This is a genomic window from Bradyrhizobium sp. USDA 4502 (genome assembly GCF_054063355.1).
Genome location: NZ_JBSSGF010000001.1, coordinates 1,869,846 through 1,888,601 on the forward strand (window position 1 = coordinate 1,869,846; position 18,756 = coordinate 1,888,601).

At 63.1% G+C, this 18,756-nt stretch carries 4 protein-coding genes; 3 read left to right on the top strand and 1 reads right to left on the bottom strand.

What is annotated here, in order from left to right; genetic code table 11:
- Positions 1–11: 11 nt before the first annotated feature.
- Positions 12–548 carry a LabA-like NYN domain-containing protein gene (locus ACVW1B_RS08235; protein WP_456821478.1) on the bottom strand — a complete coding sequence of 179 codons (537 nt, stop codon included), beginning with the start codon at positions 546–548 and terminating at the stop codon, positions 12–14.
- A 739-nt stretch (positions 549–1,287) separates the two neighbouring features.
- Between ACVW1B_RS08235 and ACVW1B_RS08240 the strand changes: the two genes are divergently transcribed.
- The 3 genes from ACVW1B_RS08240 (at position 1,288) to ACVW1B_RS08250 (ending at position 18,748) form a co-directional block, all read left to right on the top strand.
- Positions 1,288–1,938: a hypothetical protein gene (locus tag ACVW1B_RS08240; RefSeq protein WP_456821479.1), complete on the top strand. Its 651-nt coding sequence runs from the start codon at positions 1,288–1,290 to the stop codon at positions 1,936–1,938.
- A gap of 1,723 nt (positions 1,939–3,661) precedes the next feature.
- The gene (locus ACVW1B_RS08245) at positions 3,662–16,825 is read left to right on the top strand and encodes a VCBS domain-containing protein (protein ID WP_456821480.1); all 13,164 of its coding nucleotides are present in this window, start codon (positions 3,662–3,664) and stop codon (positions 16,823–16,825) included.
- 189 nt (positions 16,826–17,014) lie between these two features.
- Positions 17,015–18,748, top strand: coding sequence for a type I secretion system permease/ATPase (locus ACVW1B_RS08250; RefSeq protein ID WP_456823012.1), 1,734 nt, complete (start codon positions 17,015–17,017; stop codon positions 18,746–18,748).
- Positions 18,749–18,756 lie beyond the last annotated feature (8 nt).

Consider the following 18,756-nt stretch of genomic DNA (forward strand, 5'->3'; position numbering starts at 1 on the left):
CGCCCGCGATTTCACTCGGGCGCGATCGGGTGCGCTGGACGTTCGATCGATGCCCTGAGGCTTTCGAGTTCGAGGAAGACGTCAGCTTGCCTGCGAAGCTCATCGGCGATCATGGGAGGCTTTGTTCGGATGCTGGAAACGACGGTCACGCGGACGCCCATCCGCCTGACCGCCTCGACAACGGCGCGCAAATCACCGTCGCCAGAGAACAGGTACGCATGGTCGATGCGGCGCGCGATTTCCAATGCGTCGACCGCGAGCTCGATGCCGATGCTGCGCTTCATTCGCCGCCGCCCTTCGCCGTCATCGTGCGTTTTGGCTAACTTTCTCCTGACCGCATATCCGTTGTAATCGAGCCAATCCACCAGCGGCCGAAGGCTGCTGAACTCGTCGTCGTCTCTCACGACGGTGTAGAAGTAGGCGCGGACGATCTGTCCATGCTTGCCGAACTCCGAGAGCAGTCGCCGGAAATCGATTTCAAAACCGAGGTTCTTGACCGTGGTGTGAAGATTCGCGCCATCGATGAAAAGTGCAATACGATCGGCCATCTCAAATCCCCATGACGCCCGGATCAGTCACTGTATGCTGTGGTTCTAAAATTCCACGGGCGCATCGTGGGTAAGCGCCCGAATTGAAATGACTGATCCTAGAGCAAGGGCTAGGCCGCGAAAAAGCGGAAATTTTTACCAATGCGGGTCCCATGCGAATCGTGCGCCTGTTGATAACATAGGTCGAAAGCGCGGCTGGCCGGCCACGCAAACATCACGGTTGTCGTTGAACAAGGATGCGGCCGTTCACGCCGGCGGGCGCATTCGCCGGCGCAGAAAAACTGGCCGCCATGGCGATTCGGTGGCATAGGCGGTCCGAGCGCGCGCGCGCGACGCCGATCCTGATCTCCACAGTATCAGAATAGATGGCGTCGGACGAACGCCGCGATAGGCGCCAAGAGGCGCGCCGCGCCGCTACTCTCCAGCCGACTGTTGCGTCACCGACAAAACTACATCTAAAATCAATGCAGTGTAGCGGCATCATTTCGTGTAGGCGCGATATTTCGAGATACCACTTTTTTGCAGATGCAGGTTTTGGTCGATACCAATTTCGCCGGAGGAAGGACAGCCTTGCGTCCCACATTACGCAGATGGTTAGCCGGCGGGTATGGATGCGCGGCGCGGCGTCTGTCGCGCCGACAGAACCAGTCTCTCGTACGCATCGCTAACGAACCGTCGCGATCGACCCATTGCTCGATGTGATGTTCGGATCAGCAGGAGGCAGGGTGGGGGCCTCACGATGGGGCCTGCCGTGATCGAAATCGTAGTCGGGCGCCCGATCGAGGCGGGCGCCAGGGAGTATTGGCCAAGGCGCGCGAGATGCCTGGTCGTTCTCTCGTTCTGCATCTTGCTGTCTTGTTGCGGGGCCGCTCGCCAGGCCATCGAGAAGGAGGCGGGACCGGCACCGGACCCAATAACGGAGACGGCGACGGCGGCCACAGAGCCGACACCATCGGCAACAGCGACACCGGTATCGACGCCGGAGGCGACACGGACGCCAGCGGCGGAACCGATCAACCTGAACGGCGCACTGGCGGAATGCCGGAACGCCTTTCCGGATCAGATTGCGCAGGCAAAGGCGCGAGCGTCGTGTGTGATCAAGGCTACCGAGCTCGTCCGGCCGCTATTGCCGTTTCCTGAATTGCTCGATCGGGAGAATGTCCTGCGCAAGGCGCTGGCCGAGCAGGTTCAAACAAGAACGATGTCGCTGCTCGAGCGCAACGTCCAGATCCAGAAGCTGCATTCGCAGCTCCTCGAAGAGGAGCGCAGCAGGCTATCGGCCGCGCCCGCGGACGGGAGCAAGCCGCCGCCGCTGGCGGTCACGCAATGGCGGCAATCCAATGGGGACAGTTGCGGCCGGCTCGGAGGGGATTCCGGGACGTGTTATTGAGTGGAAAGCGTATGGCCGTCTCTTCCAGCTATGTGGCTCGCGCTACACTGTCCGTCTGTGTCGATCCAATCACAGGAGGAGGTGCCATGGCAGAATTGTCGGGAACCGTTGTCGAAATCGACGTCGCGAAGCTGATAAATGTCGCGCGCGCCGAAACAGGCCCCGCGATCAGGCCCGATTACCGTATCGCGTACCTCCAAGGATCTGCGTCGCGCCGTCCGGCAGCGCAGGTTTTCTCGTCAAATGCCGCGGATGCGTCGCGTGCCGGTCTCTCAAGGACACCTTCATATTCGTCCCATGATCCACGGTTCGTCCCAAGCGACAAGCACTGCAATGGTCAATGCGGCTATGACGTAGAGGAGGAATTCGGTTCTCGTGACGTTGAACATCATTTGAATCTTCGTTTTGATTGTCTCAGGTGGCGTATGTGGTTCTAAAATTCCACGGGCCATCGTGGGTGAGCACCCTAGCTGAAATGGCTAATCCAAGAGCAGGGGTTTGGCCGGGAAGAAGCGGAAATTTTCGCCAAACGCCGACACGGTTCTCATCGGGCGCACATACCGATCCGACGACGTATTGGTAATGGCTGCTGGCTACCGTTTCCCGAGCTGCTCGATCGGGAGAACGCCGTGCGCAAGGTATTAGCGGAGCGGGTCCAAGCAAGAACGATGTCCCTGCTCGAGCGCAACATCCAGATCCAGAAGCTTCATCGCAGCCCCTCGAAGAGGAGGGGAGCAGGTTATCGGCCGCGCCCGCGGACGCCAGCAAGCCGCCGCTGGCGGTCACACAGTGCCGGCAGTCCAATGGGGAGAGTTGCGGCCGGCTCGGAGGGGACTCCGGAAGTTGCTATTGAAGCGTCCGCTGCAGGCTGTTCTTGACCTTACCCAGCATGCACTGCATTTGGAGACAGGCTCGCTATAAGCTCGAACTGTTCGGTGACGAAACGAGGCATGGTCGGGATGGCGTCGGAGCCCGCGGCGCCCAAACCGGCGCTGCGCGTGGATAGGACGTTTGGGGAGACCCGTAAATCAACGGGGCATTGTTGAAGACAGGAGGGAACTCCATGGCGGCACGGCGTTAATCGTTAAAGTAGAGCAAATCGCTCGGCTCTAGACGGCTGCGCAAATTTGCGGCAAATTGCATTCAATTAGATTTAGAGGTTTGGGCGCCCGCAGTCTTGCGGGCCAGGCGCCGAAGCCTCTCGAAGCTGAATATTGAAAGACAAGAAAAATTGCGAGCATGCGGAGTGCAGGGCCGCACGCGAAACGGGCAGGGTAATGGCGGTCGGAGTCTTTTCACGGTAGGCGTCTAATGGCACATGGGCGGCCTTTGGCCGCGCGCCCCACGAATATTGCTGATGGGCATCGTGCGTGTTGTTGTGAATTGATTTTCGGGTGCGATCACGCCTGCTCTGCGTTAGCAGAGTTCAAGGAGTGTGTATTGAGTCGCGTCAATTTCATCCCGAAGGCCCAGCCACTGATCAACTGGTCCGAAGTTGAATCGCGCCTCCAAGGAATTTCAAATTCTGCTTCTTCATCGTCAGCCGATCTTCCGATCGAGCCTGCGCTCACTCCGGCGAGTGATCGGCCGGCTCTGATTGCTTTTCCTGTCGCTCTATCAAGACATCATTCCCGGAATCGAGCCAGCTAATCACGCATCCGTTTGATCAAATAGCAGAAGCTGTGACGCGAATTGTACGAAAAGAATTATTGGAGCATCTCTAATGGCAAGCGCCAGCGGCGACACCACCATTATCATGACGGGAACCACTAACGACAATCTGGTCGGAGGTTCTGGCAACGACACGCTGTACGGAGGTGCAGGTAGCGATCGTCTCAACGGTGGTTCTGGAGACGACACCCTTAACGGCGGCAGCGGCTTTGATACCGTTTTGGGCGGATCAGGATCCGATACCCTGATATATAAGGCCTATGAAAATCAGTACATCTTGGGATCGACCGGCTTCACCGCCACCAACCAGCAAATCAGCGGCGGGACTATTTATTCAGGAACCGATCAGACGAGTCTCGGCATTGTTGGCGCGTCTACGGTCGTCTCAGGTACAACATTCCAGGGCTACGACTCCTACGACGGCGGAAATGGTGCTGTGCAGCTCGGCAAGGCGGGGGCGACGCCGGATGTCGATACGCTCCAGATCTGGCTGAGCGCCGCGCAGTTAGCCGATGCAGATATTCGGGCCGAGATTTCATATTATAAGAACGTCTGGGTTCCTGCGCACATCAGTGCTCAAACCGGACAAGCCGACGGTACCATCTATACCTTCAAAACTCTCAATTTGCAGGTTTCTGCGATCGAGAAAGTTGAAGTACGTGATGCCTCGGGCAATCTTACGATCGCAGCCACTGCCGATACAGCATCGGCGACAGAAGCGGGCGGTATTAATAACGGCACGGCCGGGGTCAATCCGACCGGCAACGTCCTAACGAACGATTTCGATTTCAGTGCAGCTTCCAAGACGGTCGCGGGCGTTACGGCGGGAACCACCAGTGCCGCGTTGAGCTCGGGCGCCGGCACCGATGTGGTCGGTGCGCACGGTACCCTGCATCTCAATACCGATGGCTCTTATACCTATACGGTGAACAACGGCCAGGGCGCGGTCGAGGCGCTGCGCACGTTTAGTGACACGCTGACAGATACGTTCTCCTATACAGTAAAAGATACCACGGGGGCGACGGCTACCACGACGCTGACGGTGACGATCCATGGCAGCAACGACAATCCGACGGTTTCGGCGCTGGTCGATCACAACCTCGTCGAAGCCGGCGGCGTTGCCAATGGCACGCTCGGCACCGCGACTGCGACCGCAACCATCACCAAGGGCGACGTCGACGGCACCGCCAGCTACGACACCGCCGCCTTGACCAGCGACGGCTGGACCGATGCCGGCTCCGGCAATTGGACCAAGGCCGGGACCTACGGCACCGCCACGCTGCATACCGGCAGCAACACGCTCACCTATGCGCTCGACGATACGCTGACCGCCACCCAGGCGCTCAACACCAGCAGCCATCCGACCGAGACCTTCACCGTTCCGGTCACCGATGGCACCGCCACGGCATCCACCAACGTCGTGTTCACCATCGACGGCAGCAACGACAATCCGACGGTTTCGGCGCTGGTCGATCACAACCTCGTCGAAGCCGGCGGCGTTGCCAATGGCACGCTCGGCACCGCGACTGCGACCGCAACCATCACCAAGGGCGACGTCGACGGCACCGCCAGCTACGACACCGCCGCCTTGACCAGCGACGGCTGGACCGATGCCGGCTCCGGCAATTGGACCAAGGCCGGGACCTACGGCACCGCCACGCTGCATACCGGCAGCAACACGCTCACCTATGCGCTCGACGATACGCTGACCGCCACCCAGGCGCTCAACACCAGCAGCCATCCGACCGAGACCTTCACCGTTCCGGTCACCGATGGCACCGCCACGGCATCCACCAACGTCGTGTTCACCATCGACGGCAGCAACGACAATCCGACGGTTTCGGCGCTGGTCGATCACAACCTCGTCGAAGCCGGCGGCGTTGCCAATGGCACGCTCGGCACCGCGACTGCGACCGCAACCATCACCAAGGGCGACGTCGACGGCACCGCCAGCTACGACACCGCCGCCTTGACCAGCGACGGCTGGACCGATGCCGGCTCCGGCAATTGGACCAAGGCCGGGACCTACGGCACCGCCACGCTGCATACCGGCAGCAACACGCTCACCTATGCGCTCGACGATACGCTGACCGCCACCCAGGCGCTCAACACCAGCAGCCATCCGACCGAGACCTTCACCGTTCCGGTCACCGATGGCACCGCCACGGCATCCACCAACGTCGTGTTCACCATCGACGGCAGCAACGACAATCCGACGGTTTCGGCGCTGGTCGATCACAACCTCGTCGAAGCCGGCGGCGTTGCCAATGGCACGCTCGGCACCGCGACTGCGACCGCAACCATCACCAAGGGCGACGTCGACGGCACCGCCAGCTACGACACCGCCGCCTTGACCAGCGACGGCTGGACCGATGCCGGCTCCGGCAATTGGACCAAGGCCGGGACCTACGGCACCGCCACGCTGCATACCGGCAGCAACACGCTCACCTATGCGCTCGACGATACGCTGACCGCCACCCAGGCGCTCAACACCAGCAGCCATCCGACCGAGACCTTCACCGTTCCGGTCACCGATGGCACCGCCACGGCATCCACCAACGTCGTGTTCACCATCGACGGCAGCAACGACAATCCGACGGTTTCGGCGCTGGTCGATCACAACCTCGTCGAAGCCGGCGGCGTTGCCAATGGCACGCTCGGCACCGCGACTGCGACCGCAACCATCACCAAGGGCGACGTCGACGGCACCGCCAGCTACGACACCGCCGCCTTGACCAGCGACGGCTGGACCGATGCCGGCTCCGGCAATTGGACCAAGGCCGGGACCTACGGCACCGCCACGCTGCATACCGGCAGCAACACGCTCACCTATGCGCTCGACGATACGCTGACCGCCACCCAGGCGCTCAACACCAGCAGCCATCCGACCGAGACCTTCACCGTTCCGGTCACCGATGGCACCGCCACGGCATCCACCAACGTCGTGTTCACCATCGACGGCAGCAACGACAATCCGACGGTTTCGGCGCTGGTCGATCACAACCTCGTCGAAGCCGGCGGCGTTGCCAATGGCACGCTCGGCACCGCGACTGCGACCGCAACCATCACCAAGGGCGACGTCGACGGCACCGCCAGCTACGACACCGCCGCCTTGACCAGCGACGGCTGGACCGATGCCGGCTCCGGCAATTGGACCAAGGCCGGGACCTACGGCACCGCCACGCTGCATACCGGCAGCAACACGCTCACCTATGCGCTCGACGATACGCTGACCGCCACCCAGGCGCTCAACACCAGCAGCCATCCGACCGAGACCTTCACCGTTCCGGTCACCGATGGCACCGCCACGGCATCCACCAACGTCGTGTTCACCATCGACGGCAGCAACGACAATCCGACGGTTTCGGCGCTGGTCGATCACAACCTCGTCGAAGCCGGCGGCGTTGCCAATGGCACGCTCGGCACCGCGACTGCGACCGCAACCATCACCAAGGGCGACGTCGACGGCACCGCCAGCTACGACACCGCCGCCTTGACCAGCGACGGCTGGACCGATGCCGGCTCCGGCAATTGGACCAAGGCCGGGACCTACGGCACCGCCACGCTGCATACCGGCAGCAACACGCTCACCTATGCGCTCGACGATACGCTGACCGCCACCCAGGCGCTCAACACCAGCAGCCATCCGACCGAGACCTTCACCGTTCCGGTCACCGATGGCACCGCCACGGCATCCACCAACGTCGTGTTCACCATCGACGGCAGCAACGACAATCCGACGGTTTCGGCGCTGGTCGATCACAACCTCGTCGAAGCCGGCGGCGTTGCCAATGGCACGCTCGGCACCGCGACTGCGACCGCAACCATCACCAAGGGCGACGTCGACGGCACCGCCAGCTACGACACCGCCGCCTTGACCAGCGACGGCTGGACCGATGCCGGCTCCGGCAATTGGACCAAGGCCGGGACCTACGGCACCGCCACGCTGCATACCGGCAGCAACACGCTCACCTATGCGCTCGACGATACGCTGACCGCCACCCAGGCGCTCAACACCAGCAGCCATCCGACCGAGACCTTCACCGTTCCGGTCACCGATGGCACCGCCACGGCATCCACCAACGTCGTGTTCACCATCGACGGCAGCAACGACAATCCGACGGTTTCGGCGCTGGTCGATCACAACCTCGTCGAAGCCGGCGGCGTTGCCAATGGCACGCTCGGCACCGCGACTGCGACCGCAACCATCACCAAGGGCGACGTCGACGGCACCGCCAGCTACGACACCGCCGCCTTGACCAGCGACGGCTGGACCGATGCCGGCTCCGGCAATTGGACCAAGGCCGGGACCTACGGCACCGCCACGCTGCATACCGGCAGCAACACGCTCACCTATGCGCTCGACGATACGCTGACCGCCACCCAGGCGCTCAACACCAGCAGCCATCCGACCGAGACCTTCACCGTTCCGGTCACCGATGGCACCGCCACGGCATCCACCAACGTCGTGTTCACCATCGACGGCAGCAACGACAATCCGACGGTTTCGGCGCTGGTCGATCACAACCTCGTCGAAGCCGGCGGCGTTGCCAATGGCACGCTCGGCACCGCGACTGCGACCGCAACCATCACCAAGGGCGACGTCGACGGCACCGCCAGCTACGACACCGCCGCCTTGACCAGCGACGGCTGGACCGATGCCGGCTCCGGCAATTGGACCAAGGCCGGGACCTACGGCACCGCCACGCTGCATACCGGCAGCAACACGCTCACCTATGCGCTCGACGATACGCTGACCGCCACCCAGGCGCTCAACACCAGCAGCCATCCGACCGAGACCTTCACCGTTCCGGTCACCGATGGCACCGCCACGGCATCCACCAACGTCGTGTTCACCATCGACGGCAGCAACGACAATCCGACGGTTTCGGCGCTGGTCGATCACAACCTCGTCGAAGCCGGCGGCGTTGCCAATGGCACGCTCGGCACCGCGACTGCGACCGCAACCATCACCAAGGGCGACGTCGACGGCACCGCCAGCTACGACACCGCCGCCTTGACCAGCGACGGCTGGACCGATGCCGGCTCCGGCAATTGGACCAAGGCCGGGACCTACGGCACCGCCACGCTGCATACCGGCAGCAACACGCTCACCTATGCGCTCGACGATACGCTGACCGCCACCCAGGCGCTCAACACCAGCAGCCATCCGACCGAGACCTTCACCGTTCCGGTCACCGATGGCACCGCCACGGCATCCACCAACGTCGTGTTCACCATCGACGGCAGCAACGACAATCCGACGGTTTCGGCGCTGGTCGATCACAACCTCGTCGAAGCCGGCGGCGTTGCCAATGGCACGCTCGGCACCGCGACTGCGACCGCAACCATCACCAAGGGCGACGTCGACGGCACCGCCAGCTACGACACCGCCGCCTTGACCAGCGACGGCTGGACCGATGCCGGCTCCGGCAATTGGACCAAGGCCGGGACCTACGGCACCGCCACGCTGCATACCGGCAGCAACACGCTCACCTATGCGCTCGACGATACGCTGACCGCCACCCAGGCGCTCAACACCAGCAGCCATCCGACCGAGACCTTCACCGTTCCGGTCACCGATGGCACCGCCACGGCATCCACCAACGTCGTGTTCACCATCGACGGCAGCAACGACAATCCGACGGTTTCGGCGCTGGTCGATCACAACCTCGTCGAAGCCGGCGGCGTTGCCAATGGCACGCTCGGCACCGCGACTGCGACCGCAACCATCACCAAGGGCGACGTCGACGGCACCGCCAGCTACGACACCGCCGCCTTGACCAGCGACGGCTGGACCGATGCCGGCTCCGGCAATTGGACCAAGGCCGGGACCTACGGCACCGCCACGCTGCATACCGGCAGCAACACGCTCACCTATGCGCTCGACGATACGCTGACCGCCACCCAGGCGCTCAACACCAGCAGCCATCCGACCGAGACCTTCACCGTTCCGGTCACCGATGGCACCGCCACGGCATCCACCAACGTCGTGTTCACCATCGACGGCAGCAACGACAATCCGACGGTTTCGGCGCTGGTCGATCACAACCTCGTCGAAGCCGGCGGCGTTGCCAATGGCACGCTCGGCACCGCGACTGCGACCGCAACCATCACCAAGGGCGACGTCGACGGCACCGCCAGCTACGACACCGCCGCCTTGACCAGCGACGGCTGGACCGATGCCGGCTCCGGCAATTGGACCAAGGCCGGGACCTACGGCACCGCCACGCTGCATACCGGCAGCAACACGCTCACCTATGCGCTCGACGATACGCTGACCGCCACCCAGGCGCTCAACACCAGCAGCCATCCGACCGAGACCTTCACCGTTCCGGTCACCGATGGCACCGCCACGGCATCCACCAACGTCGTGTTCACCATCGACGGCAGCAACGACAATCCGACGGTTTCGGCGCTGGTCGATCACAACCTCGTCGAAGCCGGCGGCGTTGCCAATGGCACGCTCGGCACCGCGACTGCGACCGCAACCATCACCAAGGGCGACGTCGACGGCACCGCCAGCTACGACACCGCCGCCTTGACCAGCGACGGCTGGACCGATGCCGGCTCCGGCAATTGGACCAAGGCCGGGACCTACGGCACCGCCACGCTGCATACCGGCAGCAACACGCTCACCTATGCGCTCGACGATACGCTGACCGCCACCCAGGCGCTCAACACCAGCAGCCATCCGACCGAGACCTTCACCGTTCCGGTCACCGATGGCACCGCCACGGCATCCACCAACGTCGTGTTCACCATCGACGGCAGCAACGACAATCCGACGGTTTCGGCGCTGGTCGATCACAACCTCGTCGAAGCCGGCGGCGTTGCCAATGGCACGCTCGGCACCGCGACTGCGACCGCAACCATCACCAAGGGCGACGTCGACGGCACCGCCAGCTACGACACCGCCGCCTTGACCAGCGACGGCTGGACCGATGCCGGCTCCGGCAATTGGACCAAGGCCGGGACCTACGGCACCGCCACGCTGCATACCGGCAGCAACACGCTCACCTATGCGCTCGACGATACGCTGACCGCCACCCAGGCGCTCAACACCAGCAGCCATCCGACCGAGACCTTCACCGTTCCGGTCACCGATGGCACCGCCACGGCATCCACCAACGTCGTGTTCACCATCGACGGCAGCAACGACAATCCGACGGTTTCGGCGCTGGTCGATCACAACCTCGTCGAAGCCGGCGGCGTTGCCAATGGCACGCTCGGCACCGCGACTGCGACCGCAACCATCACCAAGGGCGACGTCGACGGCACCGCCAGCTACGACACCGCCGCCTTGACCAGCGACGGCTGGACCGATGCCGGCTCCGGCAATTGGACCAAGGCCGGGACCTACGGCACCGCCACGCTGCATACCGGCAGCAACACGCTCACCTATGCGCTCGACGATACGCTGACCGCCACCCAGGCGCTCAACACCAGCAGCCATCCGACCGAGACCTTCACCGTTCCGGTCACCGATGGCACCGCCACGGCATCCACCAACGTCGTGTTCACCATCGACGGCAGCAACGACAATCCGACGGTTTCGGCGCTGGTCGATCACAACCTCGTCGAAGCCGGCGGCGTTGCCAATGGCACGCTCGGCACCGCGACTGCGACCGCAACCATCACCAAGGGCGACGTCGACGGCACCGCCAGCTACGACACCGCCGCCTTGACCAGCGACGGCTGGACCGATGCCGGCTCCGGCAATTGGACCAAGGCCGGGACCTACGGCACCGCCACGCTGCATACCGGCAGCAACACGCTCACCTATGCGCTCGACGATACGCTGACCGCCACCCAGGCGCTCAACACCAGCAGCCATCCGACCGAGACCTTCACCGTTCCGGTCACCGATGGCACCGCCACGGCATCCACCAACGTCGTGTTCACCATCGACGGCAGCAACGACAATCCGACGGTTTCGGCGCTGGTCGATCACAACCTCGTCGAAGCCGGCGGCGTTGCCAATGGCACGCTCGGCACCGCGACTGCGACCGCAACCATCACCAAGGGCGACGTCGACGGCACCGCCAGCTACGACACCGCCGCCTTGACCAGCGACGGCTGGACCGATGCCGGCTCCGGCAATTGGACCAAGGCCGGGACCTACGGCACCGCCACGCTGCATACCGGCAGCAACACGCTCACCTATGCGCTCGACGATACGCTGACCGCCACCCAGGCGCTCAACACCAGCAGCCATCCGACCGAGACCTTCACCGTTCCGGTCACCGATGGCACCGCCACGGCATCCACCAACGTCGTGTTCACCATCGACGGCAGCAACGACAATCCGACGGTTTCGGCGCTGGTCGATCACAACCTCGTCGAAGCCGGCGGCGTTGCCAATGGCACGCTCGGCACCGCGACTGCGACCGCAACCATCACCAAGGGCGACGTCGACGGCACCGCCAGCTACGACACCGCCGCCTTGACCAGCGACGGCTGGACCGATGCCGGCTCCGGCAATTGGACCAAGGCCGGGACCTACGGCACCGCCACGCTGCATACCGGCAGCAACACGCTCACCTATGCGCTCGACGATACGCTGACCGCCACCCAGGCGCTCAACACCAGCAGCCATCCGACCGAGACCTTCACCGTTCCGGTCACCGATGGCACCGCCACGGCATCCACCAACGTCGTGTTCACCATCGACGGCAGCAACGACAATCCGACGGTTTCGGCGCTGGTCGATCACAACCTCGTCGAAGCCGGCGGCGTTGCCAATGGCACGCTCGGCACCGCGACTGCGACCGCAACCATCACCAAGGGCGACGTCGACGGCACCGCCAGCTACGACACCGCCGCCTTGACCAGCGACGGCTGGACCGATGCCGGCTCCGGCAATTGGACCAAGGCCGGGACCTACGGCACCGCCACGCTGCATACCGGCAGCAACACGCTCACCTATGCGCTCGACGATACGCTGACCGCCACCCAGGCGCTCAACACCAGCAGCCATCCGACCGAGACCTTCACCGTTCCGGTCACCGATGGCACCGCCACGGCATCCACCAACGTCGTGTTCACCATCGACGGCAGCAACGACAATCCGACGGTTTCGGCGCTGGTCGATCACAACCTCGTCGAAGCCGGCGGCGTTGCCAATGGCACGCTCGGCACCGCGACTGCGACCGCAACCATCACCAAGGGCGACGTCGACGGCACCGCCAGCTACGACACCGCCGCCTTGACCAGCGACGGCTGGACCGATGCCGGCTCCGGCAATTGGACCAAGGCCGGGACCTACGGCACCGCCACGCTGCATACCGGCAGCAACACGCTCACCTATGCGCTCGACGATACGCTGACCGCCACCCAGGCGCTCAACACCAGCAGCCATCCGACCGAGACCTTCACCGTTCCGGTCACCGATGGCACCGCCACGGCATCCACCAACGTCGTGTTCACCATCGACGGCAGCAACGACAATCCGACGGTTTCGGCGCTGGTCGATCACAACCTCGTCGAAGCCGGCGGCGTTGCCAATGGCACGCTCGGCACCGCGACTGCGACCGCAACCATCACCAAGGGCGACGTCGACGGCACCGCCAGCTACGACACCGCCGCCTTGACCAGCGACGGCTGGACCGATGCCGGCTCCGGCAATTGGACCAAGGCCGGGACCTACGGCACCGCCACGCTGCATACCGGCAGCAACACGCTCACCTATGCGCTCGACGATACGCTGACCGCCACCCAGGCGCTCAACACCAGCAGCCATCCGACCGAGACCTTCACCGTTCCGGTCACCGATGGCACCGCCACGGCATCCACCAACGTCGTGTTCACCATCGACGGCAGCAACGACAATCCGACGGTTTCGGCGCTGGTCGATCACAACCTCGTCGAAGCCGGCGGCGTTGCCAATGGCACGCTCGGCACCGCGACTGCGACCGCAACCATCACCAAGGGCGACGTCGACGGCACCGCCAGCTACGACACCGCCGCCTTGACCAGCGACGGCTGGACCGATGCCGGCTCCGGCAATTGGACCAAGGCCGGGACCTACGGCACCGCCACGCTGCATACCGGCAGCAACACGCTCACCTATGCGCTCGACGATACGCTGACCGCCACCCAGGCGCTCAACACCAGCAGCCATCCGACCGAGACCTTCACCGTTCCGGTCACCGATGGCACCGCCACGGCATCCACCAACGTCGTGTTCACCATCGACGGCAGCAACGACAATCCGACGGTTTCGGCGCTGGTCGATCACAACCTCGTCGAAGCCGGCGGCGTTGCCAATGGCACGCTCGGCACCGCGACTGCGACCGCAACCATCACCAAGGGCGACGTCGACGGCACCGCCAGCTACGACACCGCCGCCTTGACCAGCGACGGCTGGACCGATGCCGGCTCCGGCAATTGGACCAAGGCCGGGACCTACGGCACCGCCACGCTGCATACCGGCAGCAACACGCTCACCTATGCGCTCGACGATACGCTGACCGCCACCCAGGCGCTCAACACCAGCAGCCATCCGACCGAGACCTTCACCGTTCCGGTCACCGATGGCACCGCCACGGCATCCACCAACGTCGTGTTCACCATCGACGGCAGCAACGATGCGCCGGTGGCCAAAGCCGATACTGGTGAGGTGAACGAGGATGCTACGCTCACGGTGTTGGCGGCTAATGGCGTAGTCCAGGGCACGACCGGCGGATCAGTAGCCGATACCGATGTCGACAACGCCACGAACACGCTGGTGGTCTCCGGCGTGGTTGCCGGCACTGGAGCCGTAACGCAGGGGGTTGGCGTCGCGACCTCGATCGCGGGCACCTACGGTCATCTGACGCTGAATGCGAACGGCTCGTACAGCTACGTAGCCGACACCGCCAACAGCCTCGCCACGGGTGTCACGGCGATGGACACCTTCACCTACACGGCCAAGGACCCGGGCGGGCTCGTGTCCAACAGCACGACGCTGAAGATCACGGTGACCGGCACCAATGACGCCCCAGTTCTCGATCCGTCCAAAACGCCGGTGCTCACGGCAGAGAACCAAGGCAGCGGTGCGCCAGCGGGAGCTGTCGGTACGTTGGTCTCTAGCTTGGTGGATCTTAATCCACCCAGTGGGGGGGTGGACAATGTTACCGATGTCGATACAGGGGCCGTGGTCGGCATCGCACTTACCGGTACCGATACGAGCCACGGCACCTGGTTCTTTTCCACAAATAACGGCACAACGTGGAACCCTGTAGGAGCGGTGTCAAACAGCACGGCTCTACTCCTCTCGGCGGACGCCAACACGCGGCTTTACTTCCAACCAAGCGCGGGCTTTACCGGTATAGATACAAATGCCATCACCTTCCGCGCTTGGGATCAGACCAGCGGCTCGAACGGAGTCAAGGTGGACACCTCATCCAATGGCGGTACGACGGCATTTTCGACCGCCACTGATACTGCGAACATCACTATCAATGCGACCGACACAACTCCGCCTACGGTGATATCGATTACGGGTGGCAACTCGTTGCCTGCGGGCAATAGCGAAACGATCACGTTTACCTTCAGCGAAAAAGTTACGAATCTTACGCTTGGAGATATATCGCTAAACGATAGCTCTAGCGGGACTAATTTGAGCAATCTTCAGTCCACCGATGGCGGCCTCACCTGGACCGCGACGTTCACCAAGGGCAGCTCCAATAGTACAACAATCACAGTTTTCAACAGTGGCACCACGGCTACCACGGATCCCTATTGGACCGACCTTGCGGGAAATCCCGGGGCCGGTGGCGGATCTCTGACTATTTCGAAAAAAGCTCCTGCGGGTATTTCGGGTCAGCCGATTAACCTCGGTCTTGATCAACCCGAAGCAAACGACACCGCTATCTCGGTGACGATAACAAACCTCCCAACGGGGTGGACCGTGCCAAACGGCACCAAGCTTAGCGACGGTTCATTTGCCGTATCGGGGGCCGACTTAGGCGCGCTCACAGTTACGACGCCCCTTGAATTTGTCGGAGCCGCGGTTGTGACCATTTCCGCCACCTGGGCTAATCCCGATGGTAGCTTTGACACAATTCTGGTTCGCGACAACGTCGAAGCGTACGCCCCGGGATCTCCGATTTTTGCTTGGTCGGGCGATGACCATCTGACCGGTTCAAGCGGCCGCGATACGTTTGTGTTTTCGCAGCCGATTGGCAACGACGTGGTGCACAGTTTCGAGGTGTCCTCGGACGTCATCGACCTCATCAGCTACGGCTGGCAAAGCTTCGCGGACGTCCAGGCCCACACCGCGGACGATGCGATCGGCAATGCTGTGATCACGCTCGCAGATGGTCAGACAATCACCCTGGACGGCGTCCATGCGGCGGACCTGACCGCGTCAAACTTTGAGTTCGACGTGACACCCACGGTCGAAAATTCCGGCCGGATGACCATTGGGGACGGCGCGATGCTGCCGCTGTCGGGTGTCATCCAAAACACCGGCGAGATCGACCTGCAGGCCTCCGGCGACGACACGCTGCTGCAGCTAATCCAGACCGGGGTCACACTCAACGGCGGTGGCCACGTGGTCCTGTCCGACGATGACCACAACATCATCGCCGGCACGGCCTCGAACGTCTCGCTCGACAACATCGACAACGTGATCTCCGGTGCGGGCCAGCTCGGTCAGGGCAGCCTGACGCTGAGCAACGAGGGCACCATCGATGCCACCGGCATTCATGCCCTGGTGATCGACACCGGCGCCAACGTGATCGCCAACGCCGGTACGCTGGAGGCGAGTGGTGCGGGTGGGCTGGTGCTCGAGAGTGCGGTCGCCAACAGCGGCCTGATTTGGGCCAATGGCGGCACGGTCACAGCAGAAGGCGACGTTACCGGCAACGGCAACGCCTTGATCAGCGGGGCTGGCACCATCGAGTTCGGGGCAGCCTCGGCGGCAGGCGTCACCTTCGACACGACCGCCGCTGGCCACCTGATCCTGGATGATGCCTTCCACTTCTCCGGTACGGTGAGCGGCCTCGATGGCAATGACGACATCGACGTCAAGGGCGTCAGCTTCGGCGCAGGCACCACATTGAGCTTCACGGAAAACCAGGCGGGCACCGGCGGCACTCTGACGGTGTCGGATGGCGCTCACACGGCCAACATCGTCCTGCTCGGGCAATACGATCCAAACGGCTTTGCCGAGAAGGCTGATGCAACGAACGGTACGGTGATCACCTATGACCCGCACCACATCGCCTGAGGGGCGGAACTTCACGGGGGAAGACTACTCGTGGGAGAAGCCAAACTCGGTAAGTTTACCCTCCTGCCTCTTTTGCGCCGGCAGCCGCTTTGGCGCAGGCGCCGGCCATGTTAAGTAGAACAGATTGGATGATGGATTTACTTGGACCTTTTGGCTGCCGCCTATTGGCTGCCGCTCATCATTAAGGGGATGGCTCCGGCCAGGTTCCGCGTGAGTACCCTTCGTAAAAGAGCGGACGAATTCCGGCAGGCGCTGCAGGCCTGCCAAGGCTATTTTGTGACTGCGGCTATATTCAGCCTTGCCATTAACCTGCTGTACTTGGCCGGCCCGCTCTACATGCTGCAGGTCTATGATCGCGTGATCTCGAGCGGGAGCGAGATCACGCTGCTGATGCTGACGCTTGCGCTATTACTAGCGTTCATGGCGCTCGCAGGTCTCGACGCCGTGCGCGCTCGTGTTCTGACCCGCACCAGCATTCGCCTCGATCGCAAGATCGCGCCGCGCGTGATGACCGCCATCATTGACCATTCGACCAGGATCGGCGGTGCGCGCAGCCAGTTGCTACGCGATTTCGATACTTTCCGACAGTTCATCACCGGGTCCGGAATTCACGCGATCTTCGACCTGCCGTGGTCGCCGATCTACATCGCCGTGATCTTCTGCCTGCACCCGTTCCTGGGCGCCTTTGCACTGGGATCTTCGATCGTTCTGGTGCTGATGGCCTTTCTCAATGAATGGATCGTCAAGCCTCCGCTCTCCGAATCAGGTGAGGCGGCAAATCGAAACTACAGTTTCACGGAGATGAGCCTGCGCAACACTGAGGTGGTGCGCGCAATGGGGATGACCGCTGGTCTGTTGAAGCGCTGGAACCGCGACCGCGACCGCATGCTCGAGCGCCAGGTTGCCGCTAGCGATCGCGCGGCGACCATGCAGAGCATGATTCGTTTCCTGCGGCTGTCGATGCAATCTCTGATCCTCGGCCTTGGCGCCTATCTGGTGATCGAGCGGATGACCACCGCCGGTGCCATGTTTGCCGCCAGCATCCTGCTCGGCCGCGCGTTGCAGCCGATCGAACAGATCGTCGGATCCTGGCGCAGTCTTGTCTCGGCCCGCGGCGCATTCCTGCGGGTGCGGGAGCTGTTGGCCGTCAATCCGCCGCGCCAATCAGGATTGACGCTGCCGCGGCCCGAAGGCCGTCTTTCCGTGGAAGCGCTGTCCTTTGCTGTGCCTGGAACATCGAGGCCCATTCTGCGCGGTGTCACCTTCCAGATCGAGCCGGGCGAAGTGCTGGGGATTATCGGCCCCTCGGGTGCCGGCAAATCGACGCTGGCGCGCCATATCGTTGGCGTTCAGCCGCCATCTGCAGGTGCCGTCCGTCTCGACGGGTCGGACGTTTCGAGCTGGATCAGGTCGTCGCTCGGCCAGCATCTCGGCTATCTTCCCCAGGATATCGAGCTGTTTGCCGATACGGTGGCCGCCAATATTTGTCGGTTCAAGGACGGAGACGACAAGGACATCATTCTGGCGGCGCGAATGGCCGACGTGCACGAGATGATCCTGCGGCTCGTCGACGGCTACGACACCCAGGTCGGGGAAGGCGGCGCGATCCTGTCCGGAGGCTACCGCCAGCGCATCGGCCTCGCACGCGCGGTCTACGGCAATCCGAGCCTGGTCGTGCTTGACGAGCCGAGCTCAAACCTCGACTCGGAAGGTGACGCCGCACTCGCAGAGTGCATCACCGAGCTGAAGAAGCGTGGAACGACGGTCGTCATCATTTCGCATCGACCGGCAACGATCGGGGTGGCCGATAAACTTCTCGTGTTGCGTGACGGCGTCGTCGAGATGTTTGGCGCACGCCATGAAGTCCTGTCGCGTCTAACACGTCCCGTGCCGGTACCGGCCGTTCGAGGGGCGGCAGGCTAGGAGACGTC